The following is a 22444-nucleotide window of genomic DNA, read 5'->3' as shown; positions in this document are numbered from 1 at the left end:
AACTGCGCAAGTGTCGATAGAGCTAAGGGGGTAAATGGTGGGTCGTGAGAGGCTCGAACTCCCGACATCTTCGGTGTAAACGAAGCGCTCTACCAACTGAGCTAACGACCCGCCGTGGCGTGGGTTCTAATCTGTTATCTGGGGGGAGGACAAGAGCAAAAAATATGTTTTTTGATTTTTTTTGCGCCCTCAAACCCGGCGCAAAACACGGAATGAAAAACGTGCAAAAAAATCGTCAAAGGCGCATCTAATTCGCTTGACGCTGCAAGCGCGGACGCATAAACCACAGCTCACCGCGACGGCCACGGCACAAGCGGTTTTTCAGAGAGCGGTTGTAGCTCAGTTGGTTAGAGTACCGGCCTGTCACGCCGGGGGTCGCGGGTTCGAGCCCCGTCAACCGCGCCACTCTGAAACCTGGCCCAGGTAGGGCGACATAGACCGAAAGGTCACGCGCGGTTGTAGCTCAGTTGGTTAGAGTACCGGCCTGTCACGCCGGGGGTCGCGGGTTCGAGCCCCGTCAACCGCGCCACTTTTCCCCCGATTAAATCGAAATATACCTTTAGCACGGTCTCTCTGTTGTTTGAAACAAGGCAAGTTATCGTGTGACACGGGTCTCATCTCCTGTGATGCGCCCAAGTATTGTTGCCAAAGTTTGTACAATCTTAATCCCATGTTTTTAATGTTGATTTCGTAGGTGCTGGCAGGCAACAGACCTTTAACAATTGCCCCTACGTTACTCGAAAGTTCCATGATCTCGCGCAGGATTTGCCAGTGTGGGCGCATCTTTTTACGTGAGTTTGTCATGAGAAAACTTGCTGTCATTTCTTGTCTTATTTTGTCCGCAGGGACGTCGCAGGCCCAGGGGCTCCGCTTGGCGGACGATTTCGATCCCACGTTCTTTGCAGGTGTGTCCTGGGTGATCGGTCCGGTAAGTTCCGGAGGATCGTCTGACGCGCAATCGCGCGCAGGTCTTAGCCTGCGAGTCTTGTCGTCCAAACAAACTGGTGCGATTGCGGGGGCTGCGGGTGTGACACGCTACTTTGACGGGTCAATGGGGTGCGACGCAGGGATTGCCTATAGTCGTCGAAACGAGAGCTATATCGCCACCTACGATTTTTGTAAGCGCAAACCATTGGCATCTGTGGGTGGAATTGCGCGCTGAGATCAGATTTCTGCAGGCTTGGAGCGGGTAACGGGAATCGAACCCGTAACCAGAGCTTGGGAAGCTCGTGTGATACCTTTTCACCATACCCGCTCGATATCTTCGGGGGTACCGCCTGACGCGCGGGGCGTCAAGCGGATCTGGTGCGCTATCCGCGACGACGGCGACGGCGTCCGCCAGCGGCTTCTTTGTCGCCACCGGTGTTGAAGCTGACGGCAGGCAGGTCGACGATGCTCTCAAGGATCGGGAAGGGCTCTACGCTGTTGGGGATCGCTGAAGCATTGACAAAATGCTCTTGGAAACGGGGCTCTACAGCGGTTTCGATCTTCTCGATCTTGCGGACGGTTTCTTCGATTTCGCGGCGCGCGTCGGTGTTCAGCAAGGCGATGCGTGCGCCTGTGCCTGCGGCGTTGCCGGCGCTTGTGACCTTGTCGATGGTGCAATCGGGGATCATGCCCAGAACCATCGCGTGTTTGGCCGAGATATGGGCGCCGAAGGCCCCGGCGAGGGTCACGCGGTCTACGGTGTCGACGCCGAATTTGTCCATCAAGAGGCGCGCACCGGAGTAAAGCGCAGCCTTCGCCATCTGGATCGCGCGGATGTCGGGGTTGGTGACCGTGATGGTTGGGCCTCCGTCAGCAGAGCCATCCCACAGGAGGTAAGCGTTGGTGCGCCCATCGGCGATGCAGCGGGCGGATCCGGTTTGTTCGGCCGACCCGATGAGGCCTGACGCATCCAAAATGCCCGCGATGCGCATTTCGGCGATGACTTCGATGATGCCAGAGCCGCAGATGCCGGTGATGCCGGTGGTCGCGATCGCCTCAGAGAAGCCGTCTTCATCCGACCAGATCTCAGAGCCGATGACGCGGAAACGGGGTTCCTTGGTCTCGGGGTTGATTTCGACCTTTTCGATGGCACCGGGGGCCGCGCGTTGGCCTGAGGAAATCTGCGCGCCTTCAAAAGCTGGGCCCGTTGGGGACGAGCAGGCGAGGACCTTGTCTGTATTGCCCAAGAGGATTTCGGCGTTGGTGCCCACGTCGACGACAAGCACCAGCTCTTCGGACTTGTCGGGGGCCTCAGAAAGGGCGACCGCTGCCGCATCCGCGCCGACGTGACCTGCGATACAGGGCAAGAGGTAAATACGCGCCGAGGGGTGAATATTCAGGTCCAGCTCATGGGCAGACAAGGAAATGCTCTCATTGGTCGCCAGCGCAAAGGGCGCTTGGCCAAGCTCGAACGGGTCGATACCGAGGAAGAGGTGGTGCATGACCGGGTTGCAAACAAAGACCGCATCCACGATCAGCGCCTTGTCGACACCAGCCTCTGCCGCCAGCTGAACAAACAGCGCGTTCATTCCCTCGCGGACCGCGCGGGTCATTTCCAGATCTCCGCCTTCGTTCATCATGGAATAGCTGACGCGGCTCATGAGGTCTTCGCCGAAGCGGATTTGCGGGTTCATCAGGCCCGAGGAGGCGATGACCTCGCCGGATTTCAGATCACAGAGGTGCGCGGCAATGGTGGTGGAGCCAAGGTCGACCGCGAGGCCATAGATCGTGCCCTCATAGAAGCCGGGCCAGACATGCATGATCTTGGGACGGCGTAGATGGTCGCCCAGATGCACGGCCACGGTCACTTTCCATTGCCCTTGGCGCAGCACTTTCTGCACGTCCTGCAGGATGTTCATCTCAACCCGTTGAACGTCCACATCCCATTGATTTTTCAGAGCTTCATAGAGGCGTTGCAGATCTCCCGAGGGCTTGTGCATGTCGGGTTCTTCAACCTCGACATAGTAAAGTCGGGTCGACGGGTTCATGGTGATATCCCGCGCCTCGGCACGTTTGCGCACCACCTGTTTGTGGACCTGACTTTCCGGCGGCACATCGATGACCACGTCGCCTTGCACGGTCGCCTGACAGCCCAGGCGACGGCCATCGATCAATCCGCGTTTGCTCTTGTAGCGTTCTTCAACCGCGTTCCATTCGCTCAGCGCGTCTTCAGAGACGGTCACCCCGTGTTTCGGGAATTCTCCGACCGAGGGCGTCACCTGACATTTCGAACAGATCCCGCGGCCGCCGCAGACCGAGTCCAGATCGACGCCCAATTGGCGCGCTGCCGTAAGGACCGGAGTGCCTACAGGGAAGTTGCCGCGTTTACCCGAAGGGGTGAAGATGACGAGTGGGTCAGAGCTCATGAGGATACCTGTCAGTCTAAGTCGTGAGGCAACAATAGGAGGATTGTCGCAAAGGGAAAGGCGACAAACGCCATTTTCGCGACATAGAGCGGCGTTAATTGGCATATAAAATGCATAATTTTAGCGCGGAGGCGCGAAACTACGTAGAAATTGCGGCTAATGTCGCATCCAAACGGATCTCGGGCGGATTGTGAGTCCCAAAATTTGTCCGGTTTGCGATGTTTCCAGAGAAACGAATCTACAACAGTCTAGAGCCGCCCGTCATGACCTCACATCGCGCCGAGACCATTGCCATGATCGCAATCGCCATCTCGGGTGTGTTGTGGGGCGTGTTTTGGATCCCGCTGCGTGCGCTTGAGCACGTTGGGATTTCGGGTGTTTGGGCGGTGGTTGTGTTCCAAGTCTTGCCCACGGCGTTGTTGCTGCCCCTTATTCTTTACCGGGCGCGCTCGATCTTGAACGGCGGCATGTCTCTTGCGATCGGAGGCGCTTTGGCCGGGGTCTCTTTGGTGCTTTACTCCGGCGCGCTGATCTTCACCGATGTGGTGCGCGCTTTGTTGTTGTTCTATCTGACGCCGCTCTGGAGCACGTTGCTGGCGCGTTTCACCCAAAACGAACCGATCACAAAGGTGCGCCTTTTGACGATTGTGCTCGCGTTGATGGGCCTCTGTTTGATCATCCGCTTTGAAGAGAACTTCCAGATCCGCATGAATGTCGGCGATTGGATGGGCTTGGCGTCGGGTATCATCTGGGCCTTTGCGGCCGTGCGCATTAAAGCTGCGGGGCGGGGAAAGGGCGTGGATTTCGCGCTAACCTTCTTTGTGATGAGCAGTTTTGTGGCCTTGGCCATGACACTGCTGCCTCTGGAGGGCGCAGGCGCGGCGCCATCGATAACCGCAATCGTCTCGGTGCTCTATTGGATGATCCCGGTCGCCGTCGTCCTGATTATCCCACCCGCCTTTGCGCTGATGTGGGGGGCAAGCGTGATCAGCCCGGGCCTCATTGGCATCCTCTTTATGACCGAAGTCAGCGTTGGCGCGATCACCGCCGCGATCTGGGCCGGAGAGCCTTTTGGCCTGCGTGAAGCACTCGGTGTCGTGGTGATCACAGCCGCCGGGGCGCTTGAGCCAATTTATTCCCTGCTGAAATCGCGTCAAACCCCTGCATAAGTGGCGGATTTGGGGTTTCCTCTTTGACCGATAAGTGAAATAGAGAAGCGCCAAACGACCCCACCCAAGGAGATGTGTGATGGAGATTCGTGAGGCCCTTACCTTTGACGATGTTTTGCTGGTCCCCGGCGCCTCTGAGGTGCTGCCGACAACGGCGGACACACGCACTTGGGTGACGAAATCCATCGCTCTGAATATCCCGCTGCTGAGTTCTGCCATGGACACGGTCACCGAGGCGAAAATGGCGATTGCTATGGCGCAGGCAGGCGGCATGGGGGTTATACACAAGAACCTTGATGTGGAAGAGCAATCCAAACAGGTCCGCCGGGTGAAACGCTTTGAATCGGGGATCGTGTATAACCCGATCACGCTAAAGGCCGATCAAACGCTGGCGGACGCGAAAGCCCTGCAAGAGCGCTATCGTGTTACTGGGTTCCCTGTCGTGGATGATGCGGGCAAGGTGGTCGGCATCGTGACCAACCGCGATATGCGTTTCGCAACTTCGGATGACACGCCAGTATCCGTCATGATGACCTCGGACAATCTGGCGATGTTGCAGGAACCTGCGGATCTCGAAGAAGCCAAGAGCCTCATGAAGGCGCGTCGGATCGAGAAACTCTTGGTGGTAGATGGGGCTGGCAAGCTGACCGGCTTGCTCACACTGAAAGACACAGAACAGGCAGTTCTGAACCCAACGGCCTGTAAGGACGATCTCGGACGTCTCCGCGTGGCAGCTGCTTCGTCGGTTGGCGACAGTGGCTTCGCGCGGTCTGAGCAGCTGATTGATGCCGGAGTGGACATTGTGGTCGTGGATACGGCGCATGGCCATTCTGCGGGCGTGATCGAAGCTGTGCAGCGCATCAAGCGCGAGAGCAACCAAGTGCAGGTGATCGCAGGTAATGTCGCGACCTATGACGCGACCCGTGCACTGATCGATGCGGGGGCTGATGCGGTGAAAGTTGGCATCGGACCGGGCTCGATCTGTACCACGCGGATGGTGGCAGGCGTGGGTGTGCCTCAGCTTTCAGCCGTTATGGATTGTGCCCGGGCGGCGGGCGACACGCCTGTGATCGCTGACGGCGGCATCAAATTCTCGGGTGATTTCGCCAAAGCCATCGCGGCAGGGGCGTCATGTGCCATGGTTGGCTCAATGATTGCGGGCACGGATGAATCTCCGGGCGAAGTGATCCTTTATAATGGGCGGTCGTTCAAATCCTATCGCGGTATGGGCAGCCTCGGCGCCATGGCGCGCGGCTCGGCTGATCGCTATTTCCAGAAAGATGCCGCAAGCGACAAGCTGGTGCCGGAAGGCATCGAAGGGCAGGTGCCCTATAAGGGCTCTGCAGGTGCTGTGATCCACCAACTCGTGGGTGGCTTGCGCGCAGCAATGGGCTATACGGGCAACGCGACCGTCGAAGAGATGCGCAAGAACTGCAACTTCGTGAAGATCACCGGTGCGGGGCTCAAGGAAAGCCACGTGCACGACGTGCAGATCACCCGCGAGAGCCCGAACTACCGGATCGGCTGATGCGTCCGGCGGCCCGCGTTCAGGCAGCAATTGAGATCCTTGATGAGATCCTTGAGGGCGCGCCAGCCGAGCGCGCCTTAACCGCTTGGGCGCGCCGATCTCGGTTTGCCGGATCCAAGGACCGTGCGGCCATTCGGGATCATGTCTATGATGTTCTGCGCCGTCGCAATAGCTGTGCGCAGGTCGGAAAAGGGCTGACCGGGCGATCTCTGATGATCGGGCTACTAACGTTGCAAGATCAGGATCTGGATGCGCTTTTTGCAGGCGACGGCTATGGACCTGACAAGCTGCAACCTGCAGAGCGACCGAGTGACAAAGCTGTCGTGGGGAATGATCTTCCAGAGTGGGCGATACCAGAGTTGCGTCAAACGTTGGGCGAAGATTTTGAGTTGGTTGAGGCCAAACTCAAAGAGCGTGCACCTGTTATCTTGCGCTGTAACCTGCGTAAAACGGATCGCCCAACGGCCATTGAGACCCTAAGGCAACAAAGCATCGAAACAGAACCCCACCCGGCCAGCGACACTGCATTGACCGTCGTAAAAGGCGCGCGCCAGATTGCACAATCCGCTGCTTACCAAAGTGGACTTGTCGAATTGCAGGATGCCTCCAGTCAGGCCGCCATCGAGGCTTTGCCTCTGCGCAATGGTATGCGCGTGCTTGATTATTGCGCCGGCGGTGGGGGTAAACTCTTGGCGATGGCCGCGCGCGTTGAAGGAACGTTTTGCGCCCATGATGCGATCCCGCTTCGGATGCAGGATCTGCCCGTCCGCGCCAAACGTGCAGGGCATAAAGCGCATATATTAGCCTCTGATGACCTAAATTCCGCAAAGCCCTTCGATCTTGTTTTTTGCGACGTGCCCTGTTCTGGTAGCGGGTCCTGGCGCCGTGATCCGGATGGAAAATGGCGGATGACGCGCCAAGACTTTGAAGAGCTTTTAAAGCTCCAGGCTGAGATTCTGGATCAGGCGAGCCACTTGGTCACGTCTGATGGAACGCTGGTGTATGCCACGTGTTCTATGTGCCACTCAGAAAATACAGAACAGGTAGCAGCCTTTTTGAGAACACATCCCGAATGGAGCATTCAAGCTCAGACCCAGTGGACACCGCTCCAAAACTGTGACGGTTTTTTTGCGGCTGTATTACAAAAACTCTGATTTCTCAGAGCTTTACCTTTTTCTGTAGCAATTGATCGATTTTAATCGAGGCGCTTAAGGCTTCGTAAAGAATTTCTGCGGCAATTTCATGATGAGAAAGCAGATGAATGCAGGGCTTCGTATTGATTTTACAAAACATTGCACCGCCGGGACAGGGGGCTGACCGGTCGCAGCCGTGGACCAAAGTGATACTGTCACTTGCGCTCATCGCGGCACTATCTAGTTTTTTCGTCGAGGTCTTGGTTTTGAAGGTCTTCGCCGTCAGCATCGCGGCCGGTCTTTTGGCCTTGCCGGTCGTTCTATGGGGATACGCCAGATTAAAGCGCAACACTGCGAAAGGGCTTGCGCAGCGCATGCAAGCGGTCATCGCCAAAGATTCAGAAAAGAAATTTTTGGTGTCCTCGGATGGGGAGGTTTTCTATCGCAACGACGCCGCACGGGTCGATGGCCTTATCGAATCCAATCTGATCAAGGTGCTGAGCGTCTTTATCGTGGATGCGCAAGACACGCTGAGCCGGCTGCATGACGCCGCACGCTTAAAGCAACACGCCACGGAAACATTGGTCACGCGAAAGGGGATGACCGATCTCTGTGTTACGCACATCGAAAAGAACCTCTTTTTGTGGGAAGTGACCGGACGCAGCGTCGCTACTCCTGCTGTCCCAGAGGACCATTCTGTGCCGCTAATCACGGTGGGGCGGAATGGATCGATTTTGTTTATGAACTCGGCCGCGCGAGGTTTGTTCGGTGATCGGCTTGCGCAATTGTCCGAGATACTTGTGGATGACGCACCCTATTTCGGCAGCATTAACACGTTGCGAACCAAGAGCGGTCTTCTGCCGTGTTTTCTTCAGACAATTGGTGACACGCGCGTGCGGAAAGAGATCTGCATCTTGCCCGCACATGAAGCTGCCAAAGGCTACATTTCGTTGACGTTCGAAGATCTTCCGGTCGCGACGCTAAAACTCAACTGCGACGGAGAGATCCTGCAGGCCAATCGCGCTGCCCGTGGTTTGATAAATGTGGATACCCTAGAGGGCACAGGAATTCGGGACCTGTTTGAAGGTTTGGGCCGGCCACTCGAGGATTGGCTTAAAGAAGTGTCTGAAGGCAGGTCGGATACGTCCACCGAATTCTTACGCTTAAAGACAGAGACGCTTGAAGCCTTCCTGCAGGTTACGCTTGGCCAAATGACAGATAGCGACGGAGGGGCTCTTTATGCTGTTCTCAATGATGCGACCGAACTAAAGACGCTTGAGGCGCAATTCGTACAAAGTCAGAAAATGCAGGCAATTGGACAGCTTGCGGGCGGTGTTGCGCATGACTTCAATAATCTTTTGACAGCCATAACGGGGCATTGCGATCTTTTGCTTTTGCGTCACGACAAGGGTGACGAGGCATTCGCGGATCTGACACAAATATCTCAGAACGCGAACCGGGCGGCCAGCCTCGTTGGTCAATTGCTGGCATTTTCGCGCAAACAAACATTGCAGCCTGAGGTTAGCCATCTGGAACAGACTCTGGCCGATTTGACCCACCTTTTGAACCGGTTGGTGGGGGACAACTATCGGCTGGACGTCGTGATTGGCGATGGCTTGAACGCTATCCGTGTGGATCGACAGCAGTTTGAACAGGTGATCATGAACCTCGTGGTCAACGCACGCGATGCGATGGAAGGGGGCGGGGTCATCACTATCGAAACCGAAAATCTCAATCTGGATAGTGCACTTGTTCGGGATCGCGCAACCGTACCAGTCGGAGAATATGTCAGTGTCGAGGTGCGTGACACAGGTGTAGGGATCCCAGAGCACAAGCTTCAACAGGTGTTTGAGCCCTTCTACACCTCGAAGCCAGTTGGTGAGGGCACGGGCCTTGGCCTTTCAACGGTCTATGGAATCGTAAAACAGTCCGGGGGATTTATTTTTGTCGATAGTGTTGTCGGCGAAGGAACCACTTTCAGGCTCTTGTTCCCCGCCGTATCCCCGGAGGTGCAACTCACAACCGAGGAGGCCACAGAGCTACCACTCGCATTGTCGCCTGCCGTTGCGGGCACCGTTCTCTTGGTCGAAGACGAGGCACCGGTGCGGGCTTTTGCGGCGCGCGCACTTCGGATCAAGGGGCTTACTGTTCTTGAAGCAGGGGCCGCGACAGAGGCGTTGAAGATTCTTGAAGACAAGGAATTAAGGATCGACCTTATCGTGACGGATGTCATTATGCCTGGATTGGACGGTCCAAGCTGGGTGAAAAAGGCGCGCGCCGAACGGTCAGACACGCCGGTCATTTTTGTCTCAGGCTACGCAGATGGGAAATTCAGTGAAAACAGGCTGAGTATCGAAAATTCGACCTTTCTGCCAAAGCCGTTTTCACTGGCGCAGCTGACGGCCACTGTTGACAAACAGTTAAATCGGGTCGTTGAGGGACTCGTATAGCGAAAAATCTGCGGAAAGAACGGTTTGAAGTCTGGTTCGTGTCTCTGCCGAAAGCGTCAGGTCGGCCTGTGAAGACACATTCACCTGATCCAAAGAAATTTCGCGACCTAAACGCTCGCTGAGAAAAGCCAACATCCGAGCGGGATCTTCATATCGAAAAAGATGGGAAACTTGCGTTCCATTGGGACGAGGCTCCAGAAACTTGGCTTGGCTTCCGACGTTGGCAAAAGGCGGGCGGTCGTCGGAAAGATAAGCCTGAACAAATTCGTCGAAACTGATCCCACGAGTAGAGGTGGGTTTCCCGTCCAGAAAATCTCTCTGCCGATAGCGATACCAACTTCCCAACCAACTGACGGGCTCGCGCATGATCGCCATCACATCCATGTGCTCTTGTTTGCATGCTTTCTCAAACATCGGCCTGAAAAACCGATTGTAACGATAGAGCGGCGCGTGCTTGAGTTCCGGAGGATCATTGATGATGATGTCGGCAGACGACCCCAAAGCCTTGGCCAATGCCGTCGTGCCGGTCTTGGGGACCGCTAGGATCACCAGTTTTTCTTTCCAGAAAACAAGCATTTACTCGTCTCATGCCTCGATTTCGAGTGTTTTATCTATCCTGTAAACTAACCCTTAACCCAGATCATAAAAAGTAGAATTGAAATTATTTTCTTGAAATGTTCTTGTTTTGATCTCATAAAGGCGAGAACAAGAAGAGAACACAGGCAATCATTGCCGCCCAAGTCTGGGTGTGGAATAAGGAAGTGAACCAATGGCAACGGCAGATTTACTGAACATGAGCAGCAAGACTTCCAACGACAAGCAAAAGGCGCTGGACAGCGCTTTGGCGCAGATTGAACGCCAATTCGGCAAGGGCTCGATTATGAAGCTCGGCGAGGGCAATGCGATCCAAGAGATTGAGGCGACCTCGACCGGTTCCTTGGGCCTTGATATCGCTTTGGGCATTGGCGGCCTGCCTAAGGGTCGGATCATTGAGATCTATGGTCCTGAAAGCTCGGGTAAGACGACGCTAACCCTGCATTGTATTGCTGAGGAACAGAAAAAAGGCGGCGTTTGTGCCTTTGTGGACGCCGAACACGCGTTGGATCCACAATATGCCCGCAAGCTGGGTGTGGACCTCGATGAATTGCTGATTTCTCAGCCAGATACCGGTGAGCAGGCGCTTGAAATCACAGACACTTTGGTGCGGTCTGGTGCCGTGAATATGGTCGTCGTAGACTCTGTTGCGGCCCTGACACCTAAGTCCGAGCTTGAGGGCGACATGGGCGACAGCAGCGTGGGTGTCCAGGCGCGTCTGATGAGCCAGGCGATGCGGAAGCTGACGGGTTCGATCGCGCGGTCAAACTGCATGGTGATCTTTATTAACCAGATCCGCATGAAGATTGGCGTCATGTTTGGCAGCCCAGAGACGACCACCGGAGGTAACGCGCTGAAATTCTATAGTTCGGTGCGTTTGGACATCCGCCGCATCGGCGCCCTGAAAGACCGTGATGAGGTCGTCGGAAACGCGACGCGCGTGAAAGTTGTGAAGAACAAGGTTGCGCCTCCGTTCAAGCAGGTAGAATTCGACATCATGTATGGCGAAGGCATTTCCAAGATGGGCGAGCTGCTAGATCTGGGTAACAAAGCTGGCGTGGTCGCGAAGTCTGGCAGTTGGTTCAGCTATGGAGACGAGCGGATCGGGCAGGGGCGCGAGAACGCGAAGACCTTCCTAAAGGAAAACCCAAAGATCGCGCTTGAGATCGAAGATAAGATCCGAGCTGCACATGGGCTTGATTTTGATATGCCTGAGGGTGAAAAAGGTGACGACGAGTTGCTTGAAGGATAGCCCAAGTGCATATCACCCGATCAGAGCTTGATGACCTCTTGCCTGAGATTTTGGCCGCTCCAAAAGATGGGGCGGCCGTTTCTATGTTGTGTTCCCGGCCTGGTCGAAATCAACGTGCCTTTCCGGAACAGATGAAATTCACCAGAGAAAATGGCATTCCAGGCGAGCGTTGGGCAACGCAGCCTTGGTTGAAGCTACCAGATGGTAGTCCGGACCCTCAGATTCAGGTCTGCATTCTGAACAGCCGTGTATTGGATGCCGTGTGGCGCGATCGCGAGAATGTTGCGCATCCGGGCGATACGTTCATTCTGGATATGGACCTAAGTTATGAAAACCTGCCTGTCGGGCAACGTCTACAGGTCGGCGATGTGGTCCTTAAGGTGTCCGAGGAGTTCAATACCGGCTGCGCAAAGTGGAAAGTTCGCTATGGGCGCGAGAGTTTTGATTGGATCAATGATCCTGAAAACGTGAAATATCGCCTTCGCGGCATTCTCTGTTCGATTGAAAGCAACGGTGTCATTCGTAACGGAGATATCGTGAAAAAACTCACCGCATAAATACTTGATGCGCAAAACAGTCCACTCGCCTGTGGACACCTTGTTTGGCTAAGGATAAACCCACTTTTGACGTGTGAAACACCTTAAAAGAGCCTACCCATGCCAAGCTTGAACGACATCCGGTCGACCTTTCTGAACTATTTCGCCAAACAGGGCCACGAGATCGTGCCCTCAAGCCCATTGGTGCCCAGAAACGACCCGACTTTGATGTTCACAAATTCGGGCATGGTTCAGTTTAAGAACCTGTTTACTGGTGTGGAAACCCGCGACTATCAACGCGCGACGACCTCGCAGAAATGCGTGCGCGCAGGTGGTAAGCACAACGATCTGGACAACGTCGGCTACACCGCGCGGCACCATACGTTTTTCGAGATGCTCGGGAACTTCTCTTTCGGTGATTACTTCAAGGATGACGCGATCCCGTTTGCCTGGGAATTGATCACCAAAGAGTTCGATATCCCGAAGGACAAACTCTATACCACGATTTACCACACCGACGACGAAGCCTTTGAAATCTGGAGGAAAGTTGGCGTGCCAGAGGATCGGATCATCCGTATCGCGACCTCGGATAACTTCTGGCAGATGGGGCCGACTGGTCCGTGTGGTCCGTGTACTGAGATTTTCTACGATCATGGGGATCACATCTGGGGAGGCCCTCCCGGTAGCCCGGAAGAGGACGGTGATCGTTTCATCGAGATCTGGAACGTAGTTTTCATGCAGAACGAACAGTTCGAAGACGGCTCGATGAAGGCGCTGGACATGCAGTCTATCGATACCGGCATGGGGCTGGAACGGATCGGCGCGCTGCTGCAGGGCAGCCATGACAACTATGACACCGATCTGATGAAGTCGTTGATCGAAGCGTCGGCGGATGCCACATCAGTTGATCCATATGGCGACAAGAACGTGCATCACCGCGTGATTGCAGACCACCTGCGCTCCACGTCCTTCCTGATTTCGGACGGTGTGATGCCGTCCAACGATGGTCGCGGCTATGTCCTGCGCCGCATTATGCGTCGCGCGATGCGCCACGCGCATTTGCTCGGGGCAAAGGATCCTGTGATGCACCGTTTGGTGCCAGCTTTGGTGCAGCAGATGGGCGCGGCTTACCCCGAGCTCACTCAGGCGCAAGCGCTGATCGAAGAAACGCTGAAACTGGAAGAAACCCGTTTCAAGCAGACTTTGGATCGCGGCCTCAAGCTGCTTGATGACGAGTTGGATGGCCTGGAAGAGGGCGCGCCACTGTCCGGCGACGCTGCTTTCAAGCTCTATGACACCTATGGCTTCCCGCTCGATCTGACGCAGGATGCGTTGCGCGAGAAGGGTCGTGAGGTTGATACCGATGGCTTTGACGCCGCGATGGAAGAGCAGAAAGCCAAGGCCCGTGCCGCTTGGGCAGGTTCTGGCGAGGCTGCGGACAATACGGTCTGGTTTGACGTGCTGGATACAGCAGGCGCGACGGATTTCCTTGGCTATGATACCGAAAAGGCCGAGGGGCAGGTTGTGGCTCTGGTGCAAGACGGCAATGTCGTTGATGCGCTGCAAGCGGATCAAATCGGCTGGGTGATTGTGAACCAGACGCCGTTTTATGGGGAATCCGGTGGTCAGGTTGGTGACACTGGTGTGATCCGTCGTCTGGACAACCGCGATTATGTTTCCTTGGTGCAAGACACGCGCAAATTTGCGGACGGTAAGGTCTATGCCCACAAAGTTTTGGTTGAAAAAGGCACTGTGACCAAAGGAGATCCAGTTGAGCTTGAAGTGGATCACGCGCGCCGCACCGCAATCCGCGCAAACCACTCGGCTACGCACCTGTTGCACGAGGCTCTGCGCAATGCGCTTGGTGAACATGTGGCGCAGCGTGGCTCCTTGAATGCCGAAGATCGTCTGCGGTTTGACTTTAGCCATACAAAGGCACTGTCCGCGGCTGAGCTGACCCAAGTGGCCGATGAAGTGAATGCCTATATTCGCCAAAACACGCCAGTTGAAACCCGCATCATGACCCCGGATGACGCTCGTGAAATTGGCGCACAGGCGCTCTTTGGTGAGAAGTATGGCGACGAAGTGCGCGTCGTGTCCATGGGTCGCGCCGATACGGGTAAAGGTCTGGACGGAAACACATATTCCTTGGAGCTTTGCGGCGGCACGCACGTCAAACAGACCGGTGACATAGGGGCATTGGTGATCCTGGGCGACAGCGCATCCTCTGCGGGCGTCCGTCGGATCGAGGCACTGACAGGCGCTGCGGCTGTAGCGCATTCGCAGGCTGAAGCCGCCAGCCTTGGCGACATTCTTGGTCTGCTCAAGGCGCAGCCAACAGATGCCTTGGATCGCGTGAAATCTCTGATGGATGAACGCAAGGCCCTGCAAAACGAAGTTGCGCAACTGCGTCGCGAACTGGCGATGGCAGGTGGTGCTGGGCAGGGCTCTGGTCCGGAGGTCAAAGAGATCAATGGCAAGAAATTCATCGCTCAGGTGTTGCAAGGCGTCTCGGGTCGTGACCTGCCTGCGCTGATTGACGAACACAAAGCGCGGATCGAATCCGGTGCGGTTCTTTTGATCGCGGATGCCGACGGCAAAGCGGCCGTTGCAGCAGGTGTCACAAAGGACCTAACGGAAGATCTGAACGCCGTTGACATCGTACGGGCTGCGGTGGCTGAATTGGGTGGCAAAGGCGGCGGTGGTCGTCCGGACATGGCCCAGGGTGGCGCCAAAGACACCAGCAATGCTGAGGCCGCGATCAAAGCTGCCGAAGCGCTGCTTTAACGAAAAGGAATTCTCGGATGGTGGCATATGTAATCGCAGGGATTGAGGTCACCAACCGCGAGGATTACCGGACCTACGCCGAACAAACTGTCGCCAGCGCCAAGAAGGTTGGCGGCAGGTTTCTGGCCAAAGGCGGGCTTCAATCCGTTGTCGAAGGTCCAGCACCTGATCGCCATGTGATCATCGAGTTCCCTAGCCGCGAAGTCGCTGAAACCTGGTACCAATCTGACGAATATCAGGCGATCCTGCCGATTGCTCTGCGTAGCTCGAACCGCACCGTTGTAATTGTAGAAGGATACGAATAATGCCCGCGCTCTGGATTGCTCATGTGACCGTTACTGACCCTGAGGCCTACGGCAAATACGCCGAGCTCGCAGGTCCGGCAATTGCCAAACATGGCGGCCATTTCATCGCCCGCGCGGGTCGTTTTGTGCAGCTTGAGGGCAAAGAACGCCCGCGCAATGTGGTCGCTAAATTCCCGGACGTCGACACGGCCGTCGCCTGTTACCACAGCCCAGAGTACCAAGAGGCATTGAGCCATGCGCGCGGTGCGTCTGAACGCGAACTCATGGTCGTGGAAACGTCTGAGTAACCTCACGCAGCGCTTTCTCCTTAGGAGATCAGAAATCGCCTGATAGGCTCCCCTTAGTATGAAAATTAAGGGGGACCAGTGATATGTCACTCGGCGCATTTTCCATCAGCCTCGCGGTCAAAGACCTCGCGGCCTCAATCAAATTCTACGAAACACTCGGTTTTGAAAGCTTTCATGACGGCAGCGAGCACAACTATGCGATCCTCAAAAGCGGCGATGCAGTGATCGGCCTGTTTCAAGGCATGTTTGCGGGCAACATTCTAACGATCAATCCGGGATGGAGGCAGGACGCGACTGCTGTGGATGGCACCTTCGAAGACGTGCGCGACATTCAAAATCGCCTCCAAGCCGCAGGGATCGACATCCCAACGCCCGCTGATGCAAACGGTACAGGACCGGCCAGCTTCATGCTGACCGACCCCGATGGAAATACCATCCTATTTGACCAACACGTTGGAAAACCTGACGCGTAAGTCTTTCTCTTGCTGGAAATATCCCGGGGGCGTGGGGGCTGGCCCCCACATATCTTTAAACCTGTTTGGACATCCGCTTGCGTTCATGCGGATCCAGATAACGTTTGCGCAGACGCACCTCATTCGGTGTCACTTCGACCAGCTCGTCGTCGTTGATATAGGCAATCGCCTCTTCCAAAGACAGGCTCATCGGCGTGGTCAAACGCACCGCGTCATCAGACCCAGAGGCCCGAACGTTGGTCAGTTTCTTACCCTTCAGCGGGTTCACTTCGAGGTCATTGTCACGGCTATGCTCACCAATGATCATGCCCTGATACACCTGTTCCTGCGCGCCGATCATCATCTTGCCGCGCTCTTCGAGGTTCCAGAGAGCATAAGCCACAGACACGCCGTTTTCCATCGAGATCAGAACGCCCGCGCGACGGCCCGGGATCGCGCCTTTGTAAGGGGCCCAGGAATGGAATACACGGTTCAGAACGCCTGTGCCACGGGTGTCGGTCAGGAATTCTCCGTGATAACCAATCAGACCGCGGGACGGCACATGCGCGATAATGCGGGTTTTGCCTGCGCCAGCCGGTTTCATCTCGGCCAGATCGCCCTTGCGCGCACCGGTCAGTTTCTCAATCACCGCACCGGAATATTCGTCATCAACGTCGATGGTGACTTCTTCGATCGGCTCCATTTTCTGACCGTCTTCTTCACGCATCAGAACCTGAGGGCGCGAGATTGACAGTTCGAACCCTTCGCGGCGCATGTTTTCAATCAGAACGCCCATCTGGAGTTCGCCGCGTCCCGCAACCTCAAAGGCTTCACCACCCGGCGTGTCGGTGATTTTGATCGCGACGTTGGACTCGGCCTCTTTCATCAGGCGGTCACGGATCACGCGTGATTGGACCTTTTTGCCGTCACGACCCGCCAGAGGGCTATCGTTGATACCGAAGGTTACGGTGATGGTGGGTGGATCAATTGGTTGCGCTTCTAGCGGTTCATCGACCGCCAAAGCACAGATCGTGTCGGCCACGGTCGCTTTGGACATGCCCGCGAGCGAGACGATGTCGCCTGCAGTGGCTTCTTCGATGTCTTGCTGGGCCAGACCACGGAAGGCTTGGATTTTGGTGACCCGGAATTGCTCGATCTTTTGACCGATGCGGGAAATCGCCTGAACGGTTGCGCCGACCTTAAGTTTGCCGCTTTCAACACGGCCGGTCAGGATACGGCCCACGAAGGGGTCAGAACCCAGCGTGGTGGCCAGCATGCGGAAATCATCGTCCTGTTTCGCGATCTGGCGCGGGGCAGGGACGTGGTTGACCACAAGGTTAAACAACGCGTGCAGGTCTTTGCGTGGGCCATCCAGATCCGCATCCGCCCAGCCGGAACGACCAGAGGCGTAGAGATGCGGGAAATCAAGCTGGTCTTCGTCTGCATCCAAAGACGCGAAGAGGTCAAAACACTCGTCCAACGCGCGGTCAGGCTCGGCATCGGGTTTGTCGACTTTGTTCAGAACCACGATTGGGCGCAGACCCAGCGCGAGGGCTTTGGAGGTCACGAATTTCGTTTGAGGCATCGGGCCTTCGGCCGCATCGACCAGCAGAACAACGCCGTCGACCATGGACAGGATCCGCTCAACCTCGCCGCCGAAGTCCGCGTGACCCGGAGTGTCCACGATATTGATCCGCGTGCCTTTCCACTCCACCGAGGTCGGTTTCGCGAAGATGGTGATGCCGCGTTCCTTTTCCAACTCGTTGGAATCCATGGCGCGTTCGGCCACTTCCTGGTTCTCGCGAAACGCGCCAGATTGCTTGAGAAGCTCGTCCACCAGCGTGGTCTTGCCGTGGTCAACGTGTGCGATGATCGCGATATTGCGGAGATCCATGAGTCTGCCCTTGATATGTTCGCGCAGCCCTTAACGCGGCAGTGCAGAAAACACCAGCCCTCTTGCGTGCATAGGCGCTATGTGATGGCGACTGTGCAGATCTGACATCGCGCTTGTGCATCCCGAGGCGTAGACGGGCGCGCGCTGCGGTGGCTATACCCTCGGCCATTCACAAAGCGAGGGTCAGATCATGTGCCGTTGGGCCGCCTATATCGGAGAACCGATTTACCTGGAAGATATCATCACGCGCCCAGACCATTCGCTAGTGGCGCAGAGTGTTGAGGCGACGGAATGCAAGACGACCACAAATGCGGATGGCTTTGGGATTGCCTGGTATAATGAGCGCCCAGAACCGGGACTTTATCGGGATGTTTATCCCGCGTGGTCGGATCCAAACCTGCGGTCTTTGGCACATCAGGTGAAATCGCGGCTGTTCCTGTCCCATGTGCGCGCGTCGACTGGCGCCAGCACCTCGCGCAACAATTGCCACCCCTTTGCCGCGCGGAATTGGACCTTCATGCACAACGGTCAGGTCGGCGGGTTTGAGCAGTTTCGCAAGGCCGCCGATATGGCTGTTCCAGACGACCTCTATGGCAAACGCTTGGGTGGCACGGACAGCGAAGTTCTGTTTCTCTTGGCGTTGGGATATGGGTTGAATCGCGACCCCTGCGCTGCGCTTGAGCAGTCTGTGGCCTGGTTGGAAAACCAGAGCCGCGAAACCGGAGAGTCGCCACATATGCGGCTTTCGGCAGCTTTTTCAGATGGGCAAACGCTCTATGCTGCGCGGTATTCAAGCGACCATATCGCGCCGTCGGTTTACTATCGCTATAGCGAAACGCGTAGAGGCTGGGCGGTGGTGTCAGAACCGTTGGAAACCAATGAGGACGGTTGGATCGAGCTGGCTCCGGGGAAGATGATTTCGGTTACATCTGAGGGGCTTCGCGAAATGGACTTTAATCCAAACCGTGTCGAGGTCGCGGCCTAGGCCTCTAGCTTTTCAGCATTGACCTCAAACCAAGCCCCAATGCGCACCTGCAGGTGATCCCATAGGTCCGGCGCGCCTTTGGCGACTTTCCAGCCGACGCGGTCTTCGAGTTGCTGGCGAGAGACCTTGTATTCCACCCAGCTGCCGCCGCCGGTTTCGAGGTTGGCGTTGACGGGCTGCACGCGGTCCACGGATTTCGCAAAAACCGCGTCATCGCTTTCTGCGGATTCAAATTCGTCCCAGAGGGCGCGCAGCTCTTGGCCCTGTGCGTCGGGCAAAAGGCCAAAGATGCGGCCTGCTGCGGCGGCTTCTTTGGCTTCTATCTCGGCGATATTGTGATTGCCGTGGATCGGGGCGTCGCCGACGTCGATTTCCACCAGATCGTGGATCAGCAGCATTTTGAGCACGCGAGCGATATCAATGCGGGCATGAGCATGTTCAGCCAGGACCCATGCATACATGGCGATGTGCCACGAGTGTTCGCCACTGGTTTCACGACGCGAGTTGTCGCAGAGTTTCGTGGCGCGGGTGACGGTTTTCAGGCGGTCGACTTCGATAAGGAACGCGAGACGTTTCAAAAAGTCCTGTGAGGGGCTTTCCTTTGTCCATCCAAGTTCCTGAGACGCATAGGCATGGGCTTCGGGGAAGCGGTCGACCAACATACGGGCGCGTCCGGTTTTGAGGTTGTCCTGAACGATCTCGACGTGATCTGGGATTTCCCTTGCGTTGTTAAGGGTTTGAAAGATCGGTTGGCAGGCATCCAGCGCTTTGGCAAACCGCGCGCTTGGGGTTTGCGCGGCTTCAAACTCTCGCCAGATCTCCCGCAAAACCGTGCTCTGAGCGGCCGGCAACATACCAAAAATGCGCGCTGCGGCGGCTTGCTCTGCGACGGCAACGGCCTCCCAATCGGTGGGGAGATCAATCGGGTGATCGCCCACATCAATCTCGACGATGTCATGCAGCAACAGCATCTGAATGACGCGCAGGATGTCGACGTCCTCGCCAGCATGAGGCGCAAAGATCAAAGCATAGAGCGCCAGATGCCAGCTATGTTCGGCTGAATTCTCAAATCGCGAACCATCCACGATGTAGCTTGACCGGATGACGCTCTTCAACTTGTCGATTTCATTCAGAAAATCAATCTGTTGGTCGAGCGTCGTGGTCATCGTGGCGGCTGGCTCCCGAGCATTTGGGCAAGTGTTTTGCGCGCGCGTTCTTCGGCGTCATAGACGCGCACGGCGGTCATATAGGCTTCGTGTAGGGTCGAGGACGAGGCCTCAAGAACCTGGCCGATGGTCTGCACCATATTCAGATCGCCCGTTTCCTTTTGGGCCTTCAGAACATCGCGTGCGAGCTTTTCGCCCAGGTTTTCAACGTAGCTCATGGATTACCGCGTGTTCTCGGTGAGGCGGCGTTTCACATAGTCGGTGACGTCACCGATCATGTGATCCATATGCGGTTCTTTAAAGAAGTGATCCGCGCCTTCGATTTCGGTGTGTGTGATCGTGATGCCTTTTTGCTCGTGCAGCTTGTTCACCAGATTGGTGGTGTCCGCAGGAGGTGCAACCCGGTCGCCAGTGCCGTTAATGATCAGGCCAGAGGACGGGCATGGCGCCAAGAAGCTGAAATCATACATATTTGCAGGTGGCGACACGCTGATGAAACCGGTGATTTCTGGACGACGCATCAAAAGCTGCATACCGATCCAGGCACCGAAGCTAAAGCCAGCGACCCAGCAGTGCTTGGAATTGGTGTTCATGGACTGCAGGTAGTCCAGTGCCGAAGCCGCATCAGACAGTTCACCAACACCTTGGTCATATTCGCCCTGAGAGCGGCCCACGCCACGGAAGTTAAACCGCAGAACGGTGAAGCCCATGTTGTAAAAGGCGTAATGCAGGTTGTAGACCACTTTGTTGTTCATCGTCCCGCCGAATTGCGGATGCGGATGCAGCACGATGGCAATCGGCGCGTCGCGATCTTTTTGCGGGTGATAGCGGCCTTCAAGACGTCCTTCTGGACCAGGGAAAATGACCTCGGGCATATGTCTGCCTGCCTCCTTCAATAAAGTGTAAAGGTTTCTTGACGAAATCCCTCGGGCACTTTAGAACTATTCTAACTACAGGCCGCTGCGGCCTGCTTCGTTTGGCGTTTAAAGCGGTCTACGCAATGCGGCGACGGAGGTCAACGAATTCGCGCGAGGAATTGGGGCTATGAAACTCTCGACGAAGGGACGCTACGCGGTCGTCGCCCTTGCGGATATTGCGTTGCAACCCACTGAAAAACTGGTGACTTTGTCCGAGATTTCCGAACGTCAGGATATTTCACTGGCCTATCTCGAGCAGCTTTTCCTCAAATTGCGCCGTGCTGAATTGGTGGACTCTGTGCGCGGGCCCGGCGGTGGCTATCGTTTGGCACGTCCAACTGCTGAGATTCGGATCGTGGATGTGCTGGCGGCGGTGGATGAGACCGTGTCGGCGCTGCATACGGGGGCGGGGGCCTCTGGTGGGCAATCGGGCTCGCGGGCGCAGTCTATGGCGAACCGCTTGTGGGAAGGGCTGTCGGCCCATGTTTATGTGTTCCTGCATCAAACACGGCTTTCTGATATCGTTGAAAACGGCCTTGCGCCCTGTCCGGCTGTGCCGTCCTTGTTTGCGGTGGTGGATGAGGACTGATGCGCGCGTATTTAGACCATAACGCGACGACGCCGCTGCGTCCTGAGGCGCGGGAGGCTATGATTGGGTCGATGTCCCTCATCGGCAATCCCTCTTCGGTCCATTCCGAAGGTCGCGCGGCGAAATCCGCCTTGGAAAAGGCGCGGCAGACGGTGGCTTCGGCTTTTGGCGCGGATGGGGCGGAGGTTGTTTTTACCTCGAGTGCCACAGAAGCGGCGTCCTTGGCGCTGCAGGGGCGGGATATTCTGGGCTGTGATGTAGAACATGACGCAGTGCGCGCCTGGGTTGCGGATGTGCATTCCCATGCAGTGGATAGCACCGGAGCCGTCACGGTTATCGATCCGAGATCGTCGACCTTGCAACTTGCGAACTCCGAGACCGGCGTGATCCAGTCATTACCGCAGGGCCTGTCGGTTACGGACGCCACGCAAGCCTTTGGCAAACTGCCAGTTGCCTTCAACTGGCTGGGCGCGGATATGGCGATTGTATCGGCGCATAAGCTGGGCGGCCCGAAAGGTATCGGCGCATTGGTGATGAAACGGGGCATTGACCTTGAGGCGCGCTTGAAAGGCGGCGGTCAAGAGATGGGACGCCGCGCAGGCACCGAGAATATCATCGGTGCGGTGGGTTTTGCCGCCGCAGCCGAGGCCGCACAGCGCGATATTGAGCGCGGCATTTGGTCTGACATCGAAAAATTGCGCGATTTGTTGGAAGAAACCATTGAAAGCGCAGCAAATGAGACAATTTTTGTTGGGAAGGGTGCGAACCGCCTTCCCAACACAAGTTGTTTCGCCGTGCCCGGCTGGAAGGGCGAGACACAGGTGATGCAGATGGATCTGGCGGGCTATGCGATTTCGGCAGGCTCGGCCTGTTCGTCGGGCAAGGTCAAGGCCAGCGCCGTGCTGCAAGCCATGGGATATGACGCAACCACAGCGTCAAGTGCGATCAGGGTCAGCCTTGGTCCGCAGACAACAGAACAAGAGGTCATGGGGTTTGCCAAAGCTTGGCTGGCTCAATGGCAGAAATTCCGCGCCCGCGCGGCGTGAT

General features: G+C 56.3%; 21 protein-coding genes and 4 tRNA genes. 16 read left to right on the top strand and 9 right to left on the bottom strand.

All coding sequences use genetic code 11. The annotated features are described in order from the left end of the window. Positions 1-35 precede the first annotated feature (35 nt). Positions 36-111: transfer RNA gene (locus WG622_RS02995), tRNA-Val, on the bottom strand. 217 nt (positions 112-328) lie between these two features. On the opposite strand from WG622_RS02995, the gene WG622_RS02990 reads away from it, so the two are divergent. The 3 genes from WG622_RS02990 (at position 329) to WG622_RS02980 (ending at position 1162) form a co-directional block, all read left to right on the top strand. Then, positions 329-405, top strand: a tRNA-Asp gene (locus tag WG622_RS02990). 47 nt (positions 406-452) lie between these two features. Further along, a tRNA-Asp gene (locus WG622_RS02985) sits at positions 453-529 on the top strand. A 342-nt stretch (positions 530-871) separates the two neighbouring features. After that, positions 872-1162, top strand: coding sequence for a hypothetical protein (locus WG622_RS02980; protein ID WP_339402220.1), 291 nt, complete (start codon positions 872-874; stop codon positions 1160-1162). A 19-nt stretch (positions 1163-1181) separates the two neighbouring features. Here WG622_RS02980 and WG622_RS02975 read toward each other — a convergent pair. After that, positions 1182-1255 (bottom strand) — tRNA-Gly (locus tag WG622_RS02975). 55 nt (positions 1256-1310) lie between these two features. Further along, complete coding sequence (locus tag WG622_RS02970; protein WP_339402219.1) at positions 1311-3353, bottom strand: ASKHA domain-containing protein; 2043 nt, start codon at positions 3351-3353, stop codon at positions 1311-1313. Positions 3354-3616: 263 nt separating this feature from the next. Here WG622_RS02970 and WG622_RS02965 point away from each other — a divergent pair, with 263 nt between their 5' ends. The 3 genes from WG622_RS02965 to WG622_RS02955 all read left to right on the top strand — a co-directional run bounded on the left by WG622_RS02965 (position 3617) and on the right by WG622_RS02955 (position 7204). Beyond that, on the top strand, positions 3617-4522 hold the full coding sequence (locus tag WG622_RS02965; RefSeq protein ID WP_339402218.1) for a DMT family transporter: 906 nt from the start codon (positions 3617-3619) through the stop codon (positions 4520-4522). Positions 4523-4601: 79 nt separating this feature from the next. Then, positions 4602-6050 (top strand): IMP dehydrogenase, encoded by a 1449-nt coding sequence (guaB, locus tag WG622_RS02960; protein WP_339402217.1) that lies wholly within the window; start codon positions 4602-4604, stop codon positions 6048-6050. Next, positions 6050-7204, top strand: a complete 1155-nt coding sequence (locus WG622_RS02955) for an RsmB/NOP family class I SAM-dependent RNA methyltransferase (protein WP_339402216.1) — start codon at positions 6050-6052, stop codon at positions 7202-7204. The genes guaB and WG622_RS02955 overlap by 1 nt, the downstream gene beginning before the upstream one ends. Before the next feature lie 4 nt (positions 7205-7208). Here the strand turns inward: WG622_RS02955 and WG622_RS02950 are convergent, their stop codons facing one another. Beyond that, positions 7209-7559, bottom strand: a complete 351-nt coding sequence (locus WG622_RS02950; protein ID WP_339402215.1) for a hypothetical protein — start codon at positions 7557-7559, stop codon at positions 7209-7211. On the opposite strand from WG622_RS02950, the gene WG622_RS02945 reads away from it, so the two are divergent. After that, positions 7558-9633, top strand: coding sequence for an ATP-binding protein (locus tag WG622_RS02945; RefSeq protein WP_339402214.1), 2076 nt, complete (start codon positions 7558-7560; stop codon positions 9631-9633). The genes WG622_RS02950 and WG622_RS02945 overlap by 2 nt on opposite strands. Here WG622_RS02945 and WG622_RS02940 read toward each other — a convergent pair. Further along, on the bottom strand, positions 9604-10209 hold the full coding sequence (locus WG622_RS02940; protein ID WP_339402213.1) for a gamma-glutamyl kinase: 606 nt from the start codon (positions 10207-10209) through the stop codon (positions 9604-9606). The two genes, WG622_RS02945 and WG622_RS02940, sit on opposite strands and share 30 nt — an antisense overlap. Positions 10210-10402: 193 nt before the next feature. Here WG622_RS02940 and recA point away from each other — a divergent pair, with 193 nt between their 5' ends. The 6 genes from recA to WG622_RS02910 all read left to right on the top strand — a co-directional run bounded on the left by recA (position 10403) and on the right by WG622_RS02910 (position 15867). Further along, on the top strand, positions 10403-11479 hold the full coding sequence (gene recA, locus WG622_RS02935) for a recombinase RecA (RefSeq protein ID WP_339402212.1): 1077 nt from the start codon (positions 10403-10405) through the stop codon (positions 11477-11479). 5 nt (positions 11480-11484) lie between these two features. Continuing rightward, entirely contained in the window at positions 11485-12036 is a 552-nt protein-coding gene (locus tag WG622_RS02930) for an MOSC domain-containing protein (protein WP_339402211.1), read from the top strand. Between the two features lie 99 nt (positions 12037-12135). After that, positions 12136-14802: an alanine--tRNA ligase gene (gene alaS, locus WG622_RS02925; protein ID WP_339402210.1), complete on the top strand. Its 2667-nt coding sequence runs from the start codon at positions 12136-12138 to the stop codon at positions 14800-14802. 17 nt (positions 14803-14819) lie between these two features. Then, positions 14820-15107, top strand: coding sequence for a DUF1330 domain-containing protein (locus tag WG622_RS02920; RefSeq protein WP_339402209.1), 288 nt, complete (start codon positions 14820-14822; stop codon positions 15105-15107). Beyond that, positions 15107-15394, top strand: coding sequence for a DUF1330 domain-containing protein (locus WG622_RS02915; protein WP_339402208.1), 288 nt, complete (start codon positions 15107-15109; stop codon positions 15392-15394). The genes WG622_RS02920 and WG622_RS02915 overlap by 1 nt, the downstream gene beginning before the upstream one ends. 83 nt (positions 15395-15477) lie before the next feature. Continuing rightward, positions 15478-15867 (top strand): VOC family protein, encoded by a 390-nt coding sequence (locus WG622_RS02910; protein WP_339402207.1) that lies wholly within the window; start codon positions 15478-15480, stop codon positions 15865-15867. Between the two features lie 55 nt (positions 15868-15922). Here the strand turns inward: WG622_RS02910 and typA are convergent, their stop codons facing one another. Next, positions 15923-17740, bottom strand: coding sequence for a translational GTPase TypA (gene typA, locus WG622_RS02905; RefSeq protein ID WP_339402206.1), 1818 nt, complete (start codon positions 17738-17740; stop codon positions 15923-15925). Positions 17741-17930: 190 nt separating this feature from the next. Between typA and WG622_RS02900 the strand changes: the two genes are divergently transcribed. Beyond that, complete coding sequence (locus tag WG622_RS02900; RefSeq protein WP_339402205.1) at positions 17931-18725, top strand: class II glutamine amidotransferase; 795 nt, start codon at positions 17931-17933, stop codon at positions 18723-18725. Here WG622_RS02900 and WG622_RS02895 read toward each other — a convergent pair. Genes WG622_RS02895 through WG622_RS02885 form a run of 3 tightly spaced genes read right to left on the bottom strand, consistent with a single transcriptional unit; the run spans position 18722 to position 20766 of the window. Continuing rightward, complete coding sequence (locus tag WG622_RS02895) at positions 18722-19891, bottom strand: HD domain-containing protein (protein WP_339402204.1); 1170 nt, start codon at positions 19889-19891, stop codon at positions 18722-18724. The genes WG622_RS02900 and WG622_RS02895 overlap by 4 nt on opposite strands. Further along, entirely contained in the window at positions 19888-20109 is a 222-nt protein-coding gene (locus WG622_RS02890; RefSeq protein ID WP_209356391.1) for a hypothetical protein, read from the bottom strand. The genes WG622_RS02895 and WG622_RS02890 overlap by 4 nt, the downstream gene beginning before the upstream one ends. A gap of 3 nt (positions 20110-20112) precedes the next feature. After that, entirely contained in the window at positions 20113-20766 is a 654-nt protein-coding gene (locus WG622_RS02885; RefSeq protein ID WP_209356390.1) for an alpha/beta hydrolase, read from the bottom strand. A gap of 169 nt (positions 20767-20935) precedes the next feature. Between WG622_RS02885 and iscR the strand changes: the two genes are divergently transcribed. Both iscR and WG622_RS02875 read left to right on the top strand, forming a co-directional pair. Further along, positions 20936-21397, top strand: coding sequence for a Fe-S cluster assembly transcriptional regulator IscR (gene iscR / locus WG622_RS02880; RefSeq protein ID WP_209356389.1), 462 nt, complete (start codon positions 20936-20938; stop codon positions 21395-21397). Then, positions 21394-22443: a cysteine desulfurase family protein gene (locus tag WG622_RS02875; protein WP_339402683.1), complete on the top strand. Its 1050-nt coding sequence runs from the start codon at positions 21394-21396 to the stop codon at positions 22441-22443. Before iscR ends, WG622_RS02875 begins: the two co-directional genes overlap by 4 nt. The last annotated feature ends 1 nt before the right edge of the window (position 22444 follow it).

Source organism: Cognatishimia coralii (assembly GCF_037478305.1).
Lineage (GTDB): Bacteria > Pseudomonadota > Alphaproteobacteria > Rhodobacterales > Rhodobacteraceae > Cognatishimia > Cognatishimia coralii.
This window is presented reverse-complemented; position numbering and strand designations above follow the sequence as displayed.

Bases quoted from the DNA above. Each gene is read 5' to 3' on its own strand.
- WG622_RS02970 (WP_339402219.1), bottom strand. From the start codon at position 3,353: ATGAGCTCTGACCCACTCGTCATCTTCACCCCTTCGGGTAAACGCGGC.
- WG622_RS02965 (WP_339402218.1), top strand. From the start codon at position 3,617: ATGACCTCACATCGCGCCGAGACCATTGCCATGATCGCAATCGCCATC.
- guaB (WP_339402217.1), top strand. From the start codon at position 4,602: ATGGAGATTCGTGAGGCCCTTACCTTTGACGATGTTTTGCTGGTCCCC.
- WG622_RS02955 (WP_339402216.1), top strand. From the start codon at position 6,050: ATGCGTCCGGCGGCCCGCGTTCAGGCAGCAATTGAGATCCTTGATGAG.
- WG622_RS02945 (WP_339402214.1), top strand. From the start codon at position 7,558: ATGCAAGCGGTCATCGCCAAAGATTCAGAAAAGAAATTTTTGGTGTCC.
- WG622_RS02950 (WP_339402215.1), bottom strand. From the start codon at position 7,559: ATGCGCTGCGCAAGCCCTTTCGCAGTGTTGCGCTTTAATCTGGCGTAT.
- WG622_RS02940 (WP_339402213.1), bottom strand. From the start codon at position 10,209: ATGCTTGTTTTCTGGAAAGAAAAACTGGTGATCCTAGCGGTCCCCAAG.
- recA (WP_339402212.1), top strand. From the start codon at position 10,403: ATGGCAACGGCAGATTTACTGAACATGAGCAGCAAGACTTCCAACGAC.
- alaS (WP_339402210.1), top strand. From the start codon at position 12,136: ATGCCAAGCTTGAACGACATCCGGTCGACCTTTCTGAACTATTTCGCC.
- WG622_RS02920 (WP_339402209.1), top strand. From the start codon at position 14,820: ATGGTGGCATATGTAATCGCAGGGATTGAGGTCACCAACCGCGAGGAT.
- WG622_RS02915 (WP_339402208.1), top strand. From the start codon at position 15,107: ATGCCCGCGCTCTGGATTGCTCATGTGACCGTTACTGACCCTGAGGCC.
- WG622_RS02910 (WP_339402207.1), top strand. From the start codon at position 15,478: ATGTCACTCGGCGCATTTTCCATCAGCCTCGCGGTCAAAGACCTCGCG.
- typA (WP_339402206.1), bottom strand. From the start codon at position 17,740: ATGGATCTCCGCAATATCGCGATCATCGCACACGTTGACCACGGCAAG.
- WG622_RS02900 (WP_339402205.1), top strand. From the start codon at position 17,931: ATGTGCCGTTGGGCCGCCTATATCGGAGAACCGATTTACCTGGAAGAT.
- WG622_RS02895 (WP_339402204.1), bottom strand. From the start codon at position 19,891: ATGACCACGACGCTCGACCAACAGATTGATTTTCTGAATGAAATCGAC.
- WG622_RS02890 (WP_209356391.1), bottom strand. From the start codon at position 20,109: ATGAGCTACGTTGAAAACCTGGGCGAAAAGCTCGCACGCGATGTTCTG.
- WG622_RS02885 (WP_209356390.1), bottom strand. From the start codon at position 20,766: ATGCCCGAGGTCATTTTCCCTGGTCCAGAAGGACGTCTTGAAGGCCGC.
- iscR (WP_209356389.1), top strand. From the start codon at position 20,936: ATGAAACTCTCGACGAAGGGACGCTACGCGGTCGTCGCCCTTGCGGAT.